The 18215-nt window shown below is 63.6% G+C and carries 19 protein-coding genes; 11 read left to right on the top strand and 8 right to left on the bottom strand.

Going from position 1 to position 18215, the window contains the following annotated elements; all coding sequences use genetic code 11:
• Nucleotides 1-33 precede the first annotated feature (33 nt).
• The 4 genes from CEJ45_RS07725 to CEJ45_RS07710 all read left to right on the top strand — a co-directional run bounded on the left by CEJ45_RS07725 (nt 34) and on the right by CEJ45_RS07710 (nt 2386).
• Nucleotides 34-234, top strand: coding sequence for a zinc-finger domain-containing protein (locus CEJ45_RS07725; RefSeq protein ID WP_008325571.1), 201 nt, complete (start codon nt 34-36; stop codon nt 232-234).
• Nucleotides 235-302: 68 nt separating this feature from the next.
• Nucleotides 303-737 carry a YybH family protein gene (locus CEJ45_RS07720; RefSeq protein ID WP_088754594.1) on the top strand — a complete coding sequence of 145 codons (435 nt, stop codon included), beginning with the start codon at nt 303-305 and terminating at the stop codon, nt 735-737.
• Nucleotides 738-795: 58 nt separating this feature from the next.
• Nucleotides 796-1788 (top strand): YheT family hydrolase, encoded by a 993-nt coding sequence (locus CEJ45_RS07715; protein ID WP_088754593.1) that lies wholly within the window; start codon nt 796-798, stop codon nt 1786-1788.
• Nucleotides 1781-2386 carry a DUF2946 family protein gene (locus CEJ45_RS07710; RefSeq protein WP_088754592.1) on the top strand — a complete coding sequence of 202 codons (606 nt, stop codon included), beginning with the start codon at nt 1781-1783 and terminating at the stop codon, nt 2384-2386. The genes CEJ45_RS07715 and CEJ45_RS07710 overlap by 8 nt, the downstream gene beginning before the upstream one ends.
• Before the next feature lie 18 nt (nt 2387-2404).
• Here the strand turns inward: CEJ45_RS07710 and CEJ45_RS07705 are convergent, their stop codons facing one another.
• Nucleotides 2405-3949, bottom strand: coding sequence for a M48 family metalloprotease (locus CEJ45_RS07705; protein ID WP_088754591.1), 1545 nt, complete (start codon nt 3947-3949; stop codon nt 2405-2407).
• A 147-nt stretch (nt 3950-4096) separates the two neighbouring features.
• Here CEJ45_RS07705 and moaC point away from each other — a divergent pair, with 147 nt between their 5' ends.
• On the top strand, nt 4097-4603 hold the full coding sequence (gene moaC, locus CEJ45_RS07700; protein WP_088754590.1) for a cyclic pyranopterin monophosphate synthase MoaC: 507 nt from the start codon (nt 4097-4099) through the stop codon (nt 4601-4603).
• 129 nt (nt 4604-4732) lie between these two features.
• Here moaC and CEJ45_RS07695 read toward each other — a convergent pair whose 3' ends face one another.
• From CEJ45_RS07695 to recA, 6 genes are all read right to left on the bottom strand, one after another.
• On the bottom strand, nt 4733-5239 hold the full coding sequence (locus CEJ45_RS07695) for a pilin (protein ID WP_088754589.1): 507 nt from the start codon (nt 5237-5239) through the stop codon (nt 4733-4735).
• 206 nt (nt 5240-5445) lie between these two features.
• Nucleotides 5446-6180 carry a TerC family protein gene (locus tag CEJ45_RS07690; RefSeq protein ID WP_088754588.1) on the bottom strand — a complete coding sequence of 245 codons (735 nt, stop codon included), beginning with the start codon at nt 6178-6180 and terminating at the stop codon, nt 5446-5448.
• A 196-nt stretch (nt 6181-6376) separates the two neighbouring features.
• Nucleotides 6377-7258 carry a succinate--CoA ligase subunit alpha gene (gene sucD / locus CEJ45_RS07685; RefSeq protein ID WP_013232695.1) on the bottom strand — a complete coding sequence of 294 codons (882 nt, stop codon included), beginning with the start codon at nt 7256-7258 and terminating at the stop codon, nt 6377-6379.
• Nucleotides 7259-7358: 100 nt separating this feature from the next.
• Nucleotides 7359-8519 carry an ADP-forming succinate--CoA ligase subunit beta gene (gene sucC / locus CEJ45_RS07680; RefSeq protein ID WP_088754587.1) on the bottom strand — a complete coding sequence of 387 codons (1161 nt, stop codon included), beginning with the start codon at nt 8517-8519 and terminating at the stop codon, nt 7359-7361.
• Between the two features lie 522 nt (nt 8520-9041).
• Nucleotides 9042-9506, bottom strand: coding sequence for a recombination regulator RecX (recX, locus tag CEJ45_RS07675; RefSeq protein WP_088754586.1), 465 nt, complete (start codon nt 9504-9506; stop codon nt 9042-9044).
• A 148-nt stretch (nt 9507-9654) separates the two neighbouring features.
• Nucleotides 9655-10704, bottom strand: a complete 1050-nt coding sequence (recA, locus tag CEJ45_RS07670; RefSeq protein WP_008325554.1) for a recombinase RecA — start codon at nt 10702-10704, stop codon at nt 9655-9657.
• Between the two features lie 458 nt (nt 10705-11162).
• On the opposite strand from recA, the gene CEJ45_RS07665 reads away from it, so the two are divergent.
• The 6 genes from CEJ45_RS07665 (at nt 11163) to CEJ45_RS24910 (ending at nt 16851) form a co-directional block, all read left to right on the top strand.
• Nucleotides 11163-12791 carry a response regulator gene (locus tag CEJ45_RS07665; protein WP_088754585.1) on the top strand — a complete coding sequence of 543 codons (1629 nt, stop codon included), beginning with the start codon at nt 11163-11165 and terminating at the stop codon, nt 12789-12791.
• Nucleotides 12792-12793: 2 nt separating this feature from the next.
• Nucleotides 12794-13399: a sensor histidine kinase gene (locus CEJ45_RS07660; RefSeq protein ID WP_088754584.1), complete on the top strand. Its 606-nt coding sequence runs from the start codon at nt 12794-12796 to the stop codon at nt 13397-13399.
• A gap of 358 nt (nt 13400-13757) precedes the next feature.
• Nucleotides 13758-14744, top strand: a complete 987-nt coding sequence (locus CEJ45_RS07655; protein ID WP_088754583.1) for an aliphatic sulfonate ABC transporter substrate-binding protein — start codon at nt 13758-13760, stop codon at nt 14742-14744.
• A gap of 4 nt (nt 14745-14748) precedes the next feature.
• Entirely contained in the window at nt 14749-15678 is a 930-nt protein-coding gene (locus tag CEJ45_RS07650; RefSeq protein WP_206601737.1) for an ABC transporter permease, read from the top strand.
• 25 nt (nt 15679-15703) lie between these two features.
• Nucleotides 15704-16687: an aliphatic sulfonate ABC transporter substrate-binding protein gene (locus CEJ45_RS07645; RefSeq protein WP_088754582.1), complete on the top strand. Its 984-nt coding sequence runs from the start codon at nt 15704-15706 to the stop codon at nt 16685-16687.
• 2 nt (nt 16688-16689) lie between these two features.
• Entirely contained in the window at nt 16690-16851 is a 162-nt protein-coding gene (locus CEJ45_RS24910) for a hypothetical protein (protein WP_167386287.1), read from the top strand.
• A gap of 258 nt (nt 16852-17109) precedes the next feature.
• Here CEJ45_RS24910 and CEJ45_RS07640 read toward each other — a convergent pair whose 3' ends face one another.
• Complete coding sequence (locus CEJ45_RS07640) at nt 17110-18072, bottom strand: Tim44 domain-containing protein (protein ID WP_088754581.1); 963 nt, start codon at nt 18070-18072, stop codon at nt 17110-17112.
• Nucleotides 18073-18215 lie beyond the last annotated feature (143 nt).

The following is an 18215-nucleotide window of genomic DNA, read 5'->3' as shown; positions in this document are numbered from 1 at the left end:
AACTTCAGTCAATTGCAAGCAACGGAGAACAAGATGAGCCAAGCTCAAGCATCGCAGGGCGTGATCCTGCTCGAAGGCAAGGACCTCCCGGCCCACTGCCCCAACCCCAGCATGTCGGCCTGGAACTCGCACCCGCGCGTGTTCCTGGAACTGGACGCGCACGGCGCGGCCAAATGTCCGTACTGTGGTACCCAGTACCAGCTCAAACCCGGTACCGTGGTCAAAGGCCACTAACCTCGAGCTTTCGCACCAGACACGAGAGGGCCCACAAGGCCCTCTTTTCATCTGATCCGGAGATTCTCATGCCCCGCAACAAACTGATCCATGGTTCGCCCGATGAAATCGAAGCAGCCTACTATGACGCCCTGGCCCGTGCCGACCTGGACGCGCTGATGGACCTGTGGGCCGATGACGAGGAAATCGTCTGCATCCACCCCGGCGCACAACGCCTGGTCGGCCATGCTGACATCCGCGCCGTGTGGGAAGACATCCTCTCCAACGGCGGCCTGCATATCCGCCCGCGCCAGTTGCATGCCACCCAGAACATGATGACCGCCGTGCACAGCGTGGTGGAAGATATCGACCACGGCGGCGAACCGCAGCCGGATGTCCATGTCATCGCCACCAACGTCTACCTCAAGACCGCCCTGGGCTGGCGCATGGTGATGCACCACGCCTCGGTCGCACCCGGTGCGGCACCGGTGGAACCGGTGATCAGCGGGGCCATGCTGCATTGAGGGCGGCCTGATTTATCCACAGGCGCTTGCGCCATCCGATTCCGAGCAAGGCTGCATCATGCTTTACGTCCCGCCCCGCTGGCTTCCCGGCGGCCATCTCCAGACCATCTATCCCTCCACCTTCCTGCCCAAGCCGAAGGTGGCTTTCCGGCGCGAGCGCTGGGAAGCGCCCGACGGCGACTTCATCGACATCGATTTCGTCGACGGCCAGCCTGGACGGCCGCTGCTGGTGCTGTTCCACGGGCTGGAAGGCTCGTCCGGCAGCCACTACAGCCGCGCGCTCATGGCGGAAGTAGAGCGGCGTGGCTGGCATGGGGCGATTCCGCATTTTCGCGGCTGCTCGGGGGAAATCAACCTGGCACCGCGCTTCTATCACTCGGGCGATAGCGCCGAGCTGGACTGGATCATCCGCCGCCTGAAGCTGCGCCAGCAAGACCTGGCGGCCACGCACCTGTACGCCTGCGGCGTTTCGCTGGGTGCCAATGCGCTGCTGCGCTGGCTGGGCGAATCCCAGCACGAGGCCGAAATCGTCGACGCCGCCTGCGCAGTGTCGGCACCGCTGGACCTGGCCGGGGGCGGCGCGGCGCTGGCCAGCGGCTTCAACCGGCTCTATACCTGGGTGTTCCTGCGCACCATGCGGCCCAAGTGCCTGGCCAAGCTGGACCAGTTCCCGGGCCTGTTCGACCGCGAGGCCCTGCTGTCGGCGCGCGACCTGTATGCCTTCGACAACGTGGTCACCGCGCCCCTGCATGGCTATCGCAATACCGACGATTACTGGGACCGCGCCAGCGCCAAGCACATCCTCAACGACATCAGCGTGCCCACGCTGGTATTGAATGCGCAGAATGATCCTTTCCTGCCGGCGCGCCACCTGCCGCGCGCGGCCGCACCGGAAGTGGTCTTGGAGTATCCCGAACAAGGCGGCCATGTCGGCTTCGCCGCAGGCGGCCCGCCGGGCAGCCTGGCGTGGCTGCCGCAGCGGCTGCTGCATTTCCTGGAAGGCAAGGCGGAGAGCGCCTTCGTGGCCCGCACGGAGCTGGCCCATGGATGAGATCGTCCGCCAGGCCATGGCCCGCTGGCCCAATGTGCCGCACTGCTTCGGCTGGCTGCGGCTGGATGCACGCGGACAATGGCGCATGCGCGACGAACAGGCGCAGCAGCTGGCGTTACCGGGAGATCCCATCCGCCACCCGGCCCTGCTGGCCTTCATCGACCGCAACTATGCCTGCGACGACATGGGCCGCTGGTATTTCCAGAACGGGCCGCAGCGGGTGTATGTGGATCTGGAATGGGTGCCGCATATCCTGCGGACCCAGCCGGGTGCGAATGCCCTGGTACCGTCGCTCATCCTGCATACCCAGGTCGCGGTGGAGCACCTCGATGCCGCCTGGATGGATGAGAACGGACGTCTCTACCTGCGCAGCGGCAACATCATTGCCGGCGTCGATGACCGCGACCTGGCCACCCTGCTGCCCTGCCTGCATCATGCCGGGCAGGCGGATGAAGAGGCCCTGCTGCGCTGGCTGGAGGGCGCTGAGGATTTGACGCTTTCCTTCACCTGGAACGGACAGGGCCTGCCGCTGCAGCGCATCGCCAGCGATCAACTGGAACAAACTTTCAGCTTCGTCTGTAGCCCCCGTCCCGCCTGACTTTGCGGCTGGAGGGGGTCAGCGGTCTTTGAGCTCCTTCTGCTCATCCTTCCAGCGCGCCTTCCATTCGCGCTCGCGCGCATCGATCTGCGACTGGTCGTAGAAGGTCGCATCGGGCGCCTTGCGGGCAATGCCCAACTGATCGATGGCAGCCAGCAGGCTGCCGTTGAGTGCATACGATTCGGCCAGCGCCAGATGCTGCAGGGCCTGCTTGCCCTGAGCCGCGTAGACCTTGGCCAGCAGCTGCTGCACCTGGGCATCCGAACGATACAGCTGCGCCTGGTCGCGCAGGTAGGCCACGGCCTGGTCATTGCGGTTGGCGGCGATCAGCGCATCGGCATACTGGCGCGCGACGCTGCGCGAGATAGGGAACTGCTGGCGCATGCTCTGCGCCACCTGCAGCGCCTGCTGGGCCTGCTTGCGGGCGATCTTGATGTCGATGTCGAGGCTGCCGAAGAAGATGCCGGTCTTCATCGGGATGGCCGCTTCCTGGGCCTCCTTCAATGCAGCCTCGGCCTGCTCGAAGCGGTTCTGGCGGTAGTAGGCGTAAGCCAGGCCATACTTGGCGGCCGCCGTCATCAGCTTGGTATTGTTTTTGGCCTGGTCGGTGAACTTGGCGACGTTATCGCGCAGGCCCTGCACGCTGTCATTCTGCAGGACCTGGGTACGGGCGCGCGCCAGCTGGAATTCCGGGTTGTCCACACGCTGCTTGTAGCGCTGGTCGCGGATGCGGGCCTGGATGTCGGCGATACGCTCGGTGGTCAGCGGGTGCGTCATCAGGTAAGGCGGCACCGCATCGCTGTAATTGCGCGAGGCCGTCTGCAAGCGGCCGAAGAAGGTCACCATGCCCGACGGATCGAAGCCGCCATCGCGCATGATCTGCAGGCCGATGCGGTCGGCTTCGCGTTCGGCATCGCGGCTGAAGTTGAGCTGCCGCTGTACCGCCAGCCCGGTGCCGCCCATCATGGTCGCCATGGCGGCGTCGCCCCCGGCCTTGGAAACGCCGGCCAGCGCACCCAGCACGATGGCCGCCAGCTGGATCATGGAGTTCTGCTTCTGCTGGCCCAGCATGCGGGCGATGTGACGCTGGGCCACGTGGCCGATTTCGTGCGACATCACGCCGGCCAGTTCGGATTCGGACTGCGCCGCCAGCACCAGGCCGCTGTTGACCCCGATGAAGCCGCCCGGTAGCGCGAAGGCGTTGAGCATGGGATCGCGCACCATGAAGAACTGGAAATCGAAGCCGGCTTCGCCACGCACCTCGGGGTGGATGGAGACCAGGTTCTGGCCGAAATTGTTGAGGTATTCGGAGATCGGACCATCGTCGACGTAGTCGCGGTCGGTGCGGATGTCGCGCATGATTTCTTCGCCCAGCTTGCGCTCCATCAGCGGCGACAGGCCTTCGCGCTCGGTATCGCCCAGGGTCGGCAGGCCTTGCGCCACACCGGGATGCGGCAACAGCGTCAAGGGGGCGGCCGGCAGCAACAGGAAGGTGGCGCTGAGCGCACGCATGAGCAGGCGGCGCAGGGGGCGGCGGGAAAGTTCAGGAACGGTTCGTGGCATGGACCCAGTCATCAATGGCAGATACATGGTGAAAGCAAGACAGCGACTGCGGTGCGGGCGGTGCACAGCACGGCGCTGGCGGCAAGCCGCAGGCTGCCTGCTATGATACCCGCTCCTATCCCTTCATTTCATCATCAGCGAACCAGCATGAGCACATCCGGCGACTCCGCGCCCAACGGCGGCCTCACTCATTTCGACCAGGGCGGACAAGCGCACATGGTCGATGTCGGCGGCAAGAACGAGACCCATCGCGTGGCGCTGGCCACCGGCGTGATCCGCATGCAGCCAGCCACGCTGGCCATCATCGAATCGGGCACGGCCAAGAAGGGCGACGTGCTGGGCATCGCCCGCATCGCCGCCATCATGGCAGCCAAGCGCACCGGCGACCTGATCCCGCTGTGCCATCCGCTGGCCTTGACGCATGTGTCGGTGGAGTTCGAGACCGATGCAGCCGGTTCTTCCGTACGCTGTACCGCACGGGTGGAAACCTTCGGCAAGACCGGGGTGGAGATGGAAGCGCTCACCGCCGTGCAGGTCGGGCTGCTGACCGTCTACGACATGAGCAAGGCGGTCGACAAGACCATGGTCATGACCGATATCTGCGTGACCGAAAAGCGCGGCGGCAAGAGCGACATCACCATGGCGCGGCCGTGAGGCGGGAAGCCGCAGCAAATTCGCTGTGGACAAGACAAATGAGCACTTGAACAAATGAACATTTGAACAAATGACAAACGCGCCCGAGGGCGCGTTTTTTCATGCTGCATCCGCTGCTGCTACCGCAGATCAGCCGCGGCAGTTGGCCGGCGCAAACTTGGCCGGCAGCGTACCGGCGACGAAGCCGGTATTGGCCGTAGCGCCTTCAGGCGTGGCTGCCTGCTTCACCTCCTTGGCGGCGCATTGCCACTGGATGGTGCCGGAGGTGATGGTCGGAGTCAGGGTGAGCGTACCACCGTCCCCGACACGCGGGCTGTAGGTGATCGTGATGACGCCGCCCACGCCGCGCTTTTCCATCGGCGAGACCTCGATCTTGCTGACGTTGTCGGTCGGGGTGAAGGCCGGCAGGCCCAGCTGCGCCACGGTGAAGACGCCGTTGTTGGAGCTGATCTGCTCGGTCACGGCCAGCTTGTAGGGTTCGGCCAGGTTGAAGCCTTCCGAGACGCGCGCGCGGGCGATGTAGTCCTGGTATTGCGAGGCCCCCAGCATCGCAAGAATGCCGACGATGGCCAGCGTAACCATCAGTTCGAGCAGGGTGAAGCCTTGTTGGGGACGACGGGTGACGACGGGTTTCATGGGATCCTCGTAAAAATGAAAAGGGCGTTGCCAGTATCGGCAGCGCCGGTCATGCGTACCAGCGAAAAAATTGCAAAGCTATCAGGTTTGTCGTGCTGCGGCGCTGACATGGCTCAAGCATGCCCTGCAGCCGGGCGCGTTGGCACAGGGTCTGCCCTGGCCTGCAGCGTGTCGGCCATCCCCATGGCCTGCACACGCGTTGCCGTTCAGGCGGCCGTTTTCTGGCGCTCCTGCTTCCTGCGCTTGAGCGTCAGGCCGGTCAGCACCACGCCAAGCGCACCGACCAGGCCGGGCAGGCTCAGGTGCACGGCAGCGCCCGGCAAGACGAATTCGGTATCGCCAATGAAGCCCGCGATCCAGCCCTGTACGGCGACATCGCTGAAGATCATGCCTCCGGCAATGTAGCCGAGCAAGGCTGCGCCCAGCGTGACGATGACCGGGAATTTCTCCATCAGCTTCAGTACCAGGGTACTGCCCCAGACGATGATGGGGATGCTGACCACGATGCCGAACACCACCAGCAGCAGCTGGTGCTCACCGGCCGCCTGCTCGGCGGCACTGGCAATGGCAATCACGTTGTCCAGGCTCATCACCAGGTCCGCCACGATCACGGTCTTGACAGCGCCCCAGAGTCGGTCGCTGCCATTGATGTCGGTGTGCTCGTCGTCTTCATTGAGCAGCTTGATGCCGATCCACAGCAACAGGATGCCGCCGATCAGCTTGAGGAACGGCAACTGCAGCATCGTCACGGCAAAGGCGATCAAGGCGATGCGGATGCCGATGGCACCCACGGTACCCCAGACGATGCCCCTCATGCGCAGCTTGTCGGGCAGGTTGCGGCAGGCCAGCGCAATGACGATGGCGTTGTCGCCGCCGAGCAGGATGTCGATCAGGATGATCTGCGCCACGGCGACCCAGTTCAGGTTGGCCAGGAATTCCATGCATGTCCTCTTGGAAAAACAGCGCCTCGGAGCGGGCGCATGGCTGGAAGACCGCGTCGTGCGCGGTTAGTGCCTCCCGTCGGGACGGCTTGCCATAAATGACATGGGGAGCCGGAGCTCCCCATGCTGGTCTTGCTGGTACTAGTGGTCTTGCGGGTACTGCTTTACTGCCGTGGCTGAGTCAGCCTGTGGCCAATTACAGCACCGACTTCAGCAGGCGGCCCATTTCGGACGGGTTGCGGGTGACCTTGATGCCGCACTCTTCCATGATGGCCAGCTTGGCTTCGGCGGTGTCAGCACCACCGGAGATCAGGGCACCTGCGTGGCCCATGCGCTTGCCCGGGGGCGCGGTCACGCCGGCGATGAAGCCAACCACCGGCTTCTTCATGTTGTCCTTGATCCAACGAGCAGCGTTGGCTTCGTCAGGACCACCGATTTCACCGATCATGATGACGGCGTCGGTGTCCGGATCGTCGTTGAAGGCCTTCATGACGTCAATGTGCTTCAGGCCGTTGATCGGGTCGCCACCGATACCAACAGCGGAGGACTGGCCCAGGCCCAGGGCGGTCAGCTGGCCCACGGCTTCATAGGTCAGGGTGCCCGAGCGGGACACCACGCCGATGCGGCCCTTCTTGTGGATGTGGCCGGGCATGATGCCGATCTTGATTTCGTCCGGGGTGATCAGGCCGGGGCAGTTCGGGCCCAGCAGCAGGGTCTTGGAACCGGCCTTGGCCATGCGGTCCTTCAGGGCCAGCATGTCACGCACGGGGATGCCTTCGGTGATGCAGATGGCCAGGTCCAGCTCGGCTTCAACGGCTTCCCAGATGGCAGCAGCAGCGCCGGCGGGCGGCACGTAGATCACGGAAACGGTGGCGCCGGTGGCGTTCTTGGCTTCGGTGACGTTGGCATAGATGGGGATGCCTTCGAAGTCTTCACCGGCCTTCTTCGGGTTCACGCCTGCGACGAAGGCATTCTTGCCGTTCGCGTAGTCGCGGCACATGCGGGTGTGGAACTGACCGGTCTTGCCGGTGATACCTTGGGTGATGACCTTGGTGTCTTTGTTGATGAGGATCGACATTTCTCTTCCTTGACTGTGATGCCTGCGCCGCGGGCGGCGCCTGGACTGCAATGGCTTGCAGCCGGCGGCTCGCGCCGCGCAGGCTTGCGTATTGGGTTACTTACTTGGCAGCTGCCACGACCTTTTGGGCGGCTTCTTCCATGGAATCGGCCGAGATGATCGGCAGACCGGAATCGGCCAACAGCTTCTTGCCCAGGTCTTCGTTGGTGCCCTTCATGCGCACCACCAGGGGCACCTTCAGCGAGACGGCCTTGGAAGCCGCGATCACGCCTTCGGCGATCACGTCACAGCGCATGATGCCGCCGAAGATGTTGACCAGGATGGCCTTCAGTTCGGGGTTCTTCAGCATGATCTTGAAGGCTTCGGTGACCTTCTCGGTGGTGGCACCGCCGCCCACGTCCAGGAAGTTGGCCGGCTCGCCGCCGAACAGCTTGATGGTGTCCATGGTGGCCATGGCCAGGCCGGCGCCGTTGACCAGGCAGCCGATGTTGCCGTCCAGGGAGATGTAGGCCAGGTCGAACTTGGAAGCTTCGACTTCAGCCGGATCTTCTTCGTCCAGGTCGCGGTAGGCGACGATTTCCGGGTGACGGAACAGGGCGTTGGAGTCGAAGTTGAACTTGGCGTCCAGGGCGATGACCTTGCCGTCGCCGGTCAGGATCAGGGGGTTGATTTCAGCCAGGGAAGCGTCGGTTTCCCAGTAAGCCTTGTACAGGCCTTGCAGGTTCTGGCGAGCAGCCGGGATCGATTCGGCAGGCACGCCGATCTTGGCGGCCACGTCGTCGGCTTGGGCGTCGGTCAGGCCATCGATCGGGTCGATGATGACGTTGTGGATCTTTTCCGGGTTGCTGTGGGCAACTTCTTCGATGTCCATGCCGCCTTCGCTGGAGGCCATCAGGACGACCTTCTGCGAGACACGGTCGGTCACCAGGGAAACGTACAGTTCCTTCTTGATGTCAGCGCCTTCTTCGATCAGCAGGCGGCGAACCTTCTGGCCTTCGGGACCGGTCTGGTGCGTGACCAGCTGCATGCCCATGATCTGGTTGGCGTATTCCTTGACCTGCTCGATGGACTTGGCCACCTTCACGCCACCGCCCTTGCCACGGCCGCCTGCATGGATCTGGGCCTTGACGACCCACACCGGGCCGCCGAGCTTCTGGGCAGCCGCTTCGACTTCGTCGACCGACATGCAAGGAATGCCGCGCGGCACGGTTACGCCGAACTGGCGCAGGATTTCTTTACCCTGATACTCATGGATTTTCATGGGAGCTTCCCTTTAGACACTGAATGAATGAAACTTGCCGGATTGAAATTCGGTAGCCGGCATCGAGCCGGCCGACCAGAAAGCAGACTGCAACCCGCAGGCGGGGGTCGCATCCGTTGCCGGATGGAGTCGGGCGCAGGCGTGAGCTGCGCGGGTTGCGAGTGAATTCGTCGAATTGGGCATATGCATGCCGTCTGCTTTAGTTGGTCTGATAGTCGAAACACGCCAGCTTGCGCCGAAGCGTTCGCATTATCCATTCCTGCTCCTGACGTGGGCCTTGCACCGATGCGCCGTTTTAACAAACCGGCAACACGCGATATCTCCTCAGGCTTGCGCGCCGCAGCAAAAACTTCCGAATTTTAGCACACGACAAACGGCCTGTTGGCCGGTAGCGCTAACACGGGACGCAATGCGCCGGAATTACCATCGGACAGGACAAGTCCACACGCCGGCGGGATATTTTCAGTGAAAAGCGGGAAAAATGTGCTCGACCGGGCTGGCCGCAGGGCTTGCAACCAGGTCTCAGGCGGACTCTTCGTCGTCGGCCCAAGCTTTCTGGAAGGCTTCACGGATGCTGCGATGGGAAAACCCCCGCTGCTGGAGGAAGCGCATCTGCTTGGCCCGGGTCTCCGCATCGGGTGGTGGCGCGCTGTACTTGCGCCGCAGCACCTGCGCGGCGCGGTCGCCCTCCCCGGCGGCCAGATCGGCCTTCAGTTCGGCGATGGCTTCACCTTCGATACCATGGCCGTGAAGTTCGGAGATGATGCGCTGATTGCCGTAGCGCGCCGAGCGGCGATGCACGAGCGATTCGGAAAAACGTTCTTGGGAAAGGAAACGGGACTGCTCCAGCCATTGCAGGAGCGCATCGATGTCATCGCCCTCTTGCGCGTAAGGGGCAAGCTTACGCGCAAGTTCCTGGCGACTATGCTCACGTGAAGAGAGATATTTGAGCGCCCTTGCTTTCAGGCTGATCGGCGGTCTTGGCATGTTGCGAACTTGCTGTACTGCGGTATTGCCTCCCCCTGAGACCGCCAACACAGCACGGCACCAGCGGGATAAACAAGCACCATCACGACCTCCAGGGCTCAGGCAAACCCTGTCGCCGCGATGGCGCTTGAATCCTTTAAGCGCGGATTCAGGAAGCCTTGGCTTCCGCTTCGCCGCCGGCCAGCTCCGGCACGCCCAGGGCGACGCGGACTTTGTTCTCGATCTCGCGGGCCAGTTCCGGATGTTCCTTCAGGTAGTTGCGGGCATTGTCCTTGCCCTGGCCAATACGCTCGCCGTTGTAGCTGTACCAGGCGCCGGACTTCTCGACCACCTTGTGTTCCGAACCGAGGTCCAGGATCTCGCCTTCGCGGGAAGTGCCTTCGCCATACAGGATGTCGAAGTGGGCTTCGCGGAACGGGGGCGCGACCTTGTTCTTGACGACCTTGACCTTGGTCTCGCTGCCGATGACTTCATCACCCGACTTGATCGAGCCGGTACGGCGGATGTCCAGGCGCACGGAAGCGTAGAACTTCAGCGCGTTACCGCCCGTGGTGGTTTCCGGGTTGCCGAACATGACACCGATCTTCATGCGGATCTGGTTGATGAAGATCACGGTGGTGTTGGTGCGGTTGATGCTGCCGGTCAGCTTGCGCAGGGCCTGCGACATCAGGCGGGCTTGCAGGCCGGGCAGGGAATCGCCCATGTCGCCTTCGATTTCAGCCTTGGGGGTCAGCGCGGCCACGGAGTCGACCACGATCAGGTCCACCGCACCGGAACGCACCAGGGCGTCGCAGATTTCCAGGGCCTGTTCGCCGGTATCGGGCTGCGAGATCAGCAGGTCGTTCAGGTTCACGCCCAGCTTCTGGGCATAGGTGACGTCCAGCGCGTGCTCGGCGTCGATGAAGGCGCAGGTGCCGCCCAGCTTCTGCATCTCCGCGATCGATTGCAGGGTCAGGGTGGTTTTGCCCGAGGATTCCGGACCATAGATTTCGATGACGCGGCCACGCGGCAGGCCGCCGATGCCCAGGGCGATGTCCAGGCCCAGGGAGCCAGTGGAAACCGCCTGGATTTCCTCAGCGATGACGCCATCTTCCATGCGCATCACCGAGCCCTTGCCAAACTGCTTTTCAATCTGTGCCAACGCGGCGGCCAGCGCCTTGCTCTTTTCAGAGTTGTTCGCAGCTTTTTTGTCGTCCATAAATCTCTCTCGGCAAAATGTCGTGAAGACGGGTGTCAGGGGGAGTCTTGCTGATGTTGCTTGAATATTGCTTGGATCTTGCTCGCGGTGGCTGGCCATCGCCGGCCCGCCGCTGAGTTTGCCCGGCAGCAGTGGATGACCGCGCCGATAGAGCGATACTGTATAAAAAAACAGTGCCCGGCGCAAGCCTTTTGTCGGCCCAGATTTCATCCGTGGGCGAAAACCACAATTATACGAGAGCCCGCCCTGCCAAAAACTTCATAAATCGCAGAGGAATGATGCATGGAAGGAAAAAAAACGGCACACTCGTGAGTTGGTGGGAATAATTCGTCAGCAATGGCTTAATTGATATCAATAGTCGTCATCTTGCACGATATTGCATCGCGGCAATTATCCGGCCCACGGCATTCCGCAATCCCGAACAGATCGCCTTACAGATCGCTTTACAGACCGTTCTCATGAGTTTAGTGCCCTTCAGCCACATCAGCGCCCTGCGCTGCCTGGTCATCGACGACATGCCGACGATGCGCCAGAACATCCGCATGCACCTCGGGCAGCTCGGCGTGACCAAAGTCGACCAGGCCGCCACGCCCGATGAAGCCATCCGCTTCGTGCAATCCGGCACCTATGACCTGATCATCTGCGACTACAACCTCAACAAGGAAAGCAACGGCCAGCAGCTGCTGGAGTTCTTCCGCACCCAGAACATGCTGTCGCCGACCTGCATGTTCATCATGGTGACGGCCGAGAGCGGCTACAACCTGGTGGCCAGCGCCGCCGAGTTCCAGCCCGACGCCTACATGTTGAAGCCGCTGACGGCCAGCCGCATCGCCGAGCGCGTGGATCGCCTGCTGGAGAAGCAGCACGCCATGCTGCCGGTGACCGAGAAGATGAAGCGCAAGGACATCGCCGGCGCCATCATCGAATGCGACAACGTGCTCAAGTCGGCCCCCAAGTGGATCGTCGAAATCATGAAGACCAAGGGCACGCTGCTGATCGAACAACGCCGCATCGACGAGGCGCGCGAGGTCTACAAGCAGGCCCTGGCCATGCGTGACGACCTGGTGTGGGCCAAGATCGGCCTGGCCCGCTGCAACATCGTGGCCGGCCAGATGGATGATGCGCGCGTGATCGTGCAGGACGTGCTGGCGCAGAACAAACAGTTCATCGCCGCCTACGACCTGATGGCGCAGATCGACGAAGCCCAGGGCAACCAGGAAGGCGCGCTGGAGGCGCTGACCAGGTCCTCCGAGATCATTCCCTCTGCGCGCCGCAGCCGCCTGGTGGGTGACGTGGCCTACCGCAGCGGCCATCTCGACCAGGCGCGCGAGGCCTATGACAAGGTCTTGAAGCACACCAAGGGTTCGCTCACCGCGCAACCGACCGACCTGCTCTCGCTGGCCCAGGTGCACATCGACAGCGGCGACCCGGATGCCGCGCTGCGTTTGCTGGAAAGCGCGCCGCGCCGCTACGAGGAATCCAACCTCTTCGTCTCCGCGCAGGCCGCCGTGCAGGCCCAGGCCTACGTCCAGTTGGGCGACACCATCTCGGCCCAGCAAGCCTTCGAGACCGCCCGCCAGGCGGCCGGCAAGGAAGCCTCGGACACCGCCACCCTGGCCCTGGCCAAAGCCGCCTTCTCGATGGGCAAGGATGAGGAAGGTGCCAAGCTCATTGCCGAGGCCGTCAAGTCCGACCACGAGAACAAGACCCTGCAGATGCTGGCGCGCAAGGTGCTGGCCGATACCGGCCGCGCCAACCTGGCCGAGGAACTCATCGACGGTGCCGTCAAGCACTGCATGAGCATCATCGCCGAAGCCAATGCCCTCATGCGCAGCGCCAAACCCGACGAATCGCTGGCGCGCCTGGAAGAGGCGCTGGCCAGCATGCCGGAGAACACCGGCGTGCTGCTGGCGGCAGCCCAGCTGCACCTGCTGTGGATGAGCCAGCGCGGCTGGAACGAAGAATACGTCAAGCGCGTGCGCCGCTACCTGGCCACCCTGGACCGCCTGATTCCCGGCAACGATAGAGTCGCGAAGATGCACAAGTTCCTGCGCGACACCCTGACCAAAGTAGCCCCGAAGAGCTGACCATGGATCCCAAGCTTGCCGCGATCATCATTCACGACATCAAAAACTCCCTGGGCGTGCTGGAGGGGGAATTGCGCCGCCTGTCCGACGACGTGCCGCGCGTACAGCAGGCCCATGTCACCTGCCTGGCCCTGCAGGAAAAGCTGATCGCCTTCCTGACCCTCTACAAGGCCGATTCCCAGGGCCTGCGCGCGCAGGTCGAGGCCGTCTCGCCGCTGGACTTCCTCGATGCGCTGGTGCGCGAGCACGGCATGTCCCGCAGCAGCGACATCGCCCTGCGGGTGGACGAGACCGACATGCCGGTCATCGGCTTCTTCGATGAACACCTGGTGGCGCTGGCGCTGGAAGCGGCGCTGCAGAATGCCAGCCGCTTCGCGCGTTCGCAGATCGCGCTGGGCTGCCGCAAACATCCGGAAGGCGGCGTGATCTTCACGGTGCGCGACGATGGCCCCGGCATCGGCACCCAGGAAAAGAAGCCGTCCACCGGCTTGGGCATGGACCTGTGCAATGCCATTGCCACCGCCCACAACAAGGAGACCCGGCATGGCGAAGCGCGCCTGTCCAATCATCCTGATGGCGGTGCGCTGTTCGAGCTGTGCCTGCCCTGAACCGGTGGGGGAGCGCCCGGCGCTGCCTCCTCCGTTTCGCCCCTGTCCGGCCAGGGTCTCCTGTAAAGCACTGCATGAGTGCAGAAGTGCATGAGTGCATGAGTGCATGAGTGCATGAGTACATGAATAGATGAGTACAGGAGTACAGGACTGCACCAGTAAACTTCTGCTCCACCCTATCCCTGCCCCTTTGCAGACGCCCCGGCCACATGCGCCGCCCGCATATGCAAGCGCGAAAATAGTCGTTCTTCCGCCAGGGCTTCCTCCTTAGAGTGTCGGTTGGTCCCGCCTGTGCGGCCGGCAATGGCCGCGCTGCGCCACCTCGCGCGGGACGATCCAACCAAGGGAGAACCCATTCATGCAACGCAGAGACTTCCTGCGCCTGGCCCCGGCCGCGCTCGGCGCTACCGTACTGGGCAGCGCGCCCCTGCTGGCGCGCGCCGCACAGCCGCCCAAGACCATCCGCCTGGACTATGCCTACTACTCGCCGCCCAGCCTGGTGCTGCGCAAGTTCGGCTGGCTGGAGGAAGACCTCAAGGCGCAAGGGACGGAAGTCAAATGGGTCCTCAGCGCCGGCAGCAACCGCGCGCTCGAATATCTCAACAGCGACAGCGTGGACTTCGGCAGCACCGCCGGCCTGGCCGCCCTGCTGGCGCGCGCCAACGGCAATCCGGTCAAGGCGGTCTACATCTATTCGCGTCCGGAATGGACGGCGCTGGCGGTGGGCAAGGATTCGACGGTGAAGTCCATCACCGAACTCAAGGGCAAGAAGATCGCCGCCACCAAGGGCACCGACCCCTACCTGTTCCTGCTGCGCGCGCTGCACGAGAACGGCCTCAAGAAGAGCGATGTCGAGATCGTCCACCTGCAGCACGCCGATGGCCGCGCTGCACTGGAACAGGGCCGCGTGGCCGCCTGGGCCGGGCTCGATCCGCATCTGGCAGCCAGCGAACTGGAAGCCGGATCACGCCTGATCTACCGCAACGTCAACTTCAACACCTACGGTTTCCTTAACGTCAGCGACAGCTTCGCCGTGCGTCATCCGGACCAGGTCAAGCGCGTGATCGCCGCCTATGAACGTGCGCGCAACTGGATCATCGCCCATCCCGATGAAACCGTGGCCCTGCTGTCGGAAGAGTCCAAGCTGTCGACCCCGGTGGCGCGCCTGCAACTGAAGCGCAACGATTTCTCGCAGCCGCAGATCGGCCGCGAGCATATCGAAGCGCTGCGCGCTGCCTCGCCCATCCTGCTGGAAGAAGACCTGGTCAAGAGCGGCACCGACCTGCCGCGCACCATCAATGCCTTGATTGACCCCAGCTATGCGCAGGGCGTGGTGAAGGCCTGAGGCCATGGCTGATCCCATCCCGCTGCCGGCCACACTGCAGGCCAAGTCCAAGCTGGGTAAGCCGCAGGCCCAAGCCCACGGCCAGACCGAGGCCGCCCGGCCGCGCGGGGCGCGCGCCGCCACTGCGCGTCGCCGTGGCTGGCCGCATGACGATGGCTATCGTCCGGGGCGATTCACCGGCTGGATCGTTCCTTTGCTGTTCCTGCTGGCGGTAGAAGCCGGTGCGCGGCTAGATTGGATTCCCGCGCGCCTTCTGCCACCGCCCAGCGAGCTGGCACACACCCTGTGGTCACTGGCGCAGCGCGGTGAATTGCTGCCGCATATCGCCGCCAGCCTCGCCCGTGTCGCCGCCGGCTTCGTCATCGGCAGCGTGCTGGCGGTTGCCCTGGGACTGCTGGTCGGCATCAGCCGCCGCGCCGAAGCCCTGCTGGAACCCAGTTTCCAGGCGCTACGCGCCATTCCGAGCCTGGCGTGGATCCCGCTCTTGCTGCTGTGGCTGGGCATCGATGAAACGCCCAAGGTGGTGTTGATTGCCATCGGTGCGTTTTTCCCGGTGTACCTGAATCTGGTGGCCGGCATTCGCGACATCGACCACAAGCTGATCGAAGTCGGTACCAGCTCCGGCCTCAGCACCGGCGAACTGATCCGCCACATCCTGCTGCCAGCCTCCCTGCCCTACCTGTTTGCCGGCCTGCGCGGGGGACTGAGCCTGGCCTGGATGTTCCTGGTGGCCGCCGAGCTGATCGCTGCCACCAAGGGCGTGGGCTACCTGCTCTCCGACGGGCGTGAGAGCAGCCGTCCGGACCTGGTGCTGGCGGCCATCCTCATCCTCGCCCTGCTGGGCAAGATCAGCGACAGCCTGCTGCGCGCCGTCGAGCAGAAAAGCCTGGACTGGCGCGATGCAAGACGACAATCCAGCCAGCAGAAATCCTGACTTTTCCTTTTACCTGAGCACATCCATGTCCAAGCACCGCACCGACTTCACCCGCCGCCGCCTGCTGCAGGCTGGCGCCGCCCTCGGCCTGGGTGCCGTAGCACCCGCATCCGTGCTGGCGCAAAGCGGCAAGGCCATCCGCATCGGCTACCAGAAATCCTCCACCCTGCTGACCATCCTCAAAGCCAACGGCACGCTGGAAAAGCTGCTGGGACCCGGCGGTGCCAAGATCAGCTGGCATGAATTCGCCAGTGGCTTGCCGCTGCTCGAAGCACTCAACGTCGGCGGTGTCGACCTCAGCGCCGACGTAGCCGATACGGTGCCGGTGTTTGCCCAGGCGGCCGGCGCCAAGCTGGCCTATGTAGCGCAGGAATCGCCCTCGCCGGCCGCACAGGCCATCGTGGTGCGGGCCGATGCGCCGCTGCGCACGACCAGCGACCTCAAGGGCAAGAAGATTGCCGTCACCAAGGCCGCTGGCGTGCACTACCTGTTGATCGCCACGCTGGAGAAGGCCGGACTGAAGTTCAGCGACGTCGATGCCGCCTACCTGTCGCCCGCCGATGGCCGCGCCGCCTTCGAACGTGGCAGCGTCGATGCCTGGGTGACTTGGGATCCCTTCCTGGCGGGCGTACAGCGGCAATCGCAGGTGCGTATCCTTTCCGATGGACGCGGGGTGGCCGATTACCAGCGCTACTACCTGGCCTCGGCCAGCTTTGCGCAGGCCAATCCCGAGGTGTTGCGCGTGGTCTTCGATGAATTGAAGAAGACTGGGCTGTGGGTCAAGCAGCAGCCACGCGAGGCAGCAAACTTCCTGGCACCGCTCTGGGGCCTGGACGCCGACACCATCGAGCTGGCCAACAGCCGCCGCAGCTATGAGGTGCGCGCGGTCAGGCGCGAGGCCCTGGGCGAGCAGCAACGCATCGCCGACACCTTCCTGGCGGCAGGACTCCTGCCCAAGAAAGTCGATACCGGCGACGTGGTGATCTGGTCGCCCGGAAAGGCTGGCTGAACATGGACGGGCTGGATCAGGTCACGCTGGGTCTGCTGCTCATCCTGGTGGTGGTAGCATTGCTGTTTCCCTTGTCGGACGGACGTCTTCCCCGACGCGACCGGGATCGGCATGGGGAGCGCCCCGGAACTGCGCCGGACGAGCAATCTCACAAGCGCCGCTGATGCGGTGCTTTTTTTTTGAGCGCTGCGCCATGAAGGAAAAAGCCGGAAGAGGAATCGTGAAGCCCGCTACATAGGCGGTGGCGGACCGAAATGAAGAAAACTGCAGGCGTGGAAGATAAAACAAAGCGAACAAAAAAAACCGCCGGCAAAAGCCGGCGGTAAAACGGACTGGCGACGCTCATCCACTAACCGCCGCCTTCCGCGCCAAACTGAAACTTGTTACATGAACGTTCTTGCCAATTTGTCCGGGCCGATGACTCAGCCGTGGACCGGATCGAGCTGCTGGATACCCGCCAGCACCCAGCCGCCCTGGCCGGCAGCCGGCTTGGACAGGTTCCAGATCTCGGCGAACTGGGCCGGCGAGGCGGTCGGATCTTCCTTGATGAAGCCGAAGAACTTCACGCTGGCCAGGTAATCATTGCCCACGGTTTCCACGCCCAGCACTTCCGCATCCAGCGACACCACATCGGTCTGGTTGGCGGCAGCACCGCGTTCCTGGATCTGCAGGCGCAGCTCGGCAAACATCTCGGGCGTCGTGAATTCGCGGATGTCGTTGATGTCAGCCTTGTCCCATGCCGCTTGCAGGCGGATGAAGTAGGTCTTGGCATTGCGTACGAAGCCCACGGTGTCGAAACCGGCCGGGATGCCATAGGCAGGTGCTGCCTCGGCATTGCCGAAACCACCACCGAAACCGTTCTGGGTGGTCGAGGCTGCGGACTGGTCGGTCTTCAACATGGAGCCGATCTGCGGCGTGGCCGATTGGGTGTCAGCCGCTTGCGGTGCGGCGCTGGCCCAGGCCGGTGCCGGTTGCGCGGACTGTGCCGATTCCGACTTGCGGCGGAACAGGCGGATCACGAACATGATCGCCAGGGCGATCAAGGCCACGGTCAGGATGGTGCTGATCATGCTGGCCAGTGCGCCACCCAGGCCGAAGTGCGACAGCAGCGCGCCCAGGCCCAGGCCCAGCAATGCGCCACCCAGCAGGCCCTTCCACATGCTCGGCTTGGCCGCTGCGGCAGCCGGAGCTGCGGCAGGTGCGGCCGGCTTGGCAGCGGCAGCCTGGTTCTGCTGCATCGGGGCAGGGCTTTGCGCCTGACGGCTGGCGCTGGAAGACTGTTTGCCGATCGAACCGCCACCGCCAAGACGCTTGGCTTCCACGGCCGACATGCCAACAGAGAGCGTCATCACCGCCACTATCAGCGCGACAAATGCTTTTTTCATGCTATCTCCTAGAGGATTCTGATGATGTGATGCGGTCACATCGGCCGTAATTCGGGAATAACTGGATCGGGTGTGCCCTGGCAGATCAGCGCCGGCACGAGCGGGCTGGCGCTGGCCGCGCACGCGCAGGGTCCTGCTGTCGC

Origin of the sequence: Herbaspirillum aquaticum, from assembly GCF_002213425.1 — a bacterium.
In the GTDB taxonomy this organism is placed as follows: domain Bacteria; phylum Pseudomonadota; class Gammaproteobacteria; order Burkholderiales; family Burkholderiaceae_D; genus Herbaspirillum; species Herbaspirillum aquaticum.
The sequence above is the reverse complement of the archived record's forward strand: the minus strand, read 5'-3'. Positions and strand labels throughout refer to the sequence as shown.

Bases quoted from the DNA above. Each gene is read 5' to 3' on its own strand.
- CEJ45_RS07725 (WP_008325571.1), top strand. From the start codon at position 34: ATGAGCCAAGCTCAAGCATCGCAGGGCGTGATCCTGCTCGAAGGCAAG.
- CEJ45_RS07720 (WP_088754594.1), top strand. From the start codon at position 303: ATGCCCCGCAACAAACTGATCCATGGTTCGCCCGATGAAATCGAAGCA.
- CEJ45_RS07715 (WP_088754593.1), top strand. From the start codon at position 796: ATGCTTTACGTCCCGCCCCGCTGGCTTCCCGGCGGCCATCTCCAGACC.
- CEJ45_RS07710 (WP_088754592.1), top strand. From the start codon at position 1,781: ATGGATGAGATCGTCCGCCAGGCCATGGCCCGCTGGCCCAATGTGCCG.
- CEJ45_RS07705 (WP_088754591.1), bottom strand. From the start codon at position 3,949: ATGCCACGAACCGTTCCTGAACTTTCCCGCCGCCCCCTGCGCCGCCTG.
- moaC (WP_088754590.1), top strand. From the start codon at position 4,097: ATGAGCACATCCGGCGACTCCGCGCCCAACGGCGGCCTCACTCATTTC.
- CEJ45_RS07695 (WP_088754589.1), bottom strand. From the start codon at position 5,239: ATGAAACCCGTCGTCACCCGTCGTCCCCAACAAGGCTTCACCCTGCTC.
- CEJ45_RS07690 (WP_088754588.1), bottom strand. From the start codon at position 6,180: ATGGAATTCCTGGCCAACCTGAACTGGGTCGCCGTGGCGCAGATCATC.
- sucD (WP_013232695.1), bottom strand. From the start codon at position 7,258: ATGTCGATCCTCATCAACAAAGACACCAAGGTCATCACCCAAGGTATC.
- sucC (WP_088754587.1), bottom strand. From the start codon at position 8,519: ATGAAAATCCATGAGTATCAGGGTAAAGAAATCCTGCGCCAGTTCGGC.
- recX (WP_088754586.1), bottom strand. From the start codon at position 9,506: ATGCCAAGACCGCCGATCAGCCTGAAAGCAAGGGCGCTCAAATATCTC.
- recA (WP_008325554.1), bottom strand. From the start codon at position 10,704: ATGGACGACAAAAAAGCTGCGAACAACTCTGAAAAGAGCAAGGCGCTG.
- CEJ45_RS07665 (WP_088754585.1), top strand. From the start codon at position 11,163: ATGAGTTTAGTGCCCTTCAGCCACATCAGCGCCCTGCGCTGCCTGGTC.
- CEJ45_RS07660 (WP_088754584.1), top strand. From the start codon at position 12,794: ATGGATCCCAAGCTTGCCGCGATCATCATTCACGACATCAAAAACTCC.
- CEJ45_RS07655 (WP_088754583.1), top strand. From the start codon at position 13,758: ATGCAACGCAGAGACTTCCTGCGCCTGGCCCCGGCCGCGCTCGGCGCT.
- CEJ45_RS07650 (WP_206601737.1), top strand. From the start codon at position 14,749: ATGGCTGATCCCATCCCGCTGCCGGCCACACTGCAGGCCAAGTCCAAG.
- CEJ45_RS07645 (WP_088754582.1), top strand. From the start codon at position 15,704: ATGTCCAAGCACCGCACCGACTTCACCCGCCGCCGCCTGCTGCAGGCT.
- CEJ45_RS24910 (WP_167386287.1), top strand. From the start codon at position 16,690: ATGGACGGGCTGGATCAGGTCACGCTGGGTCTGCTGCTCATCCTGGTG.
- CEJ45_RS07640 (WP_088754581.1), bottom strand. From the start codon at position 18,072: ATGAAAAAAGCATTTGTCGCGCTGATAGTGGCGGTGATGACGCTCTCT.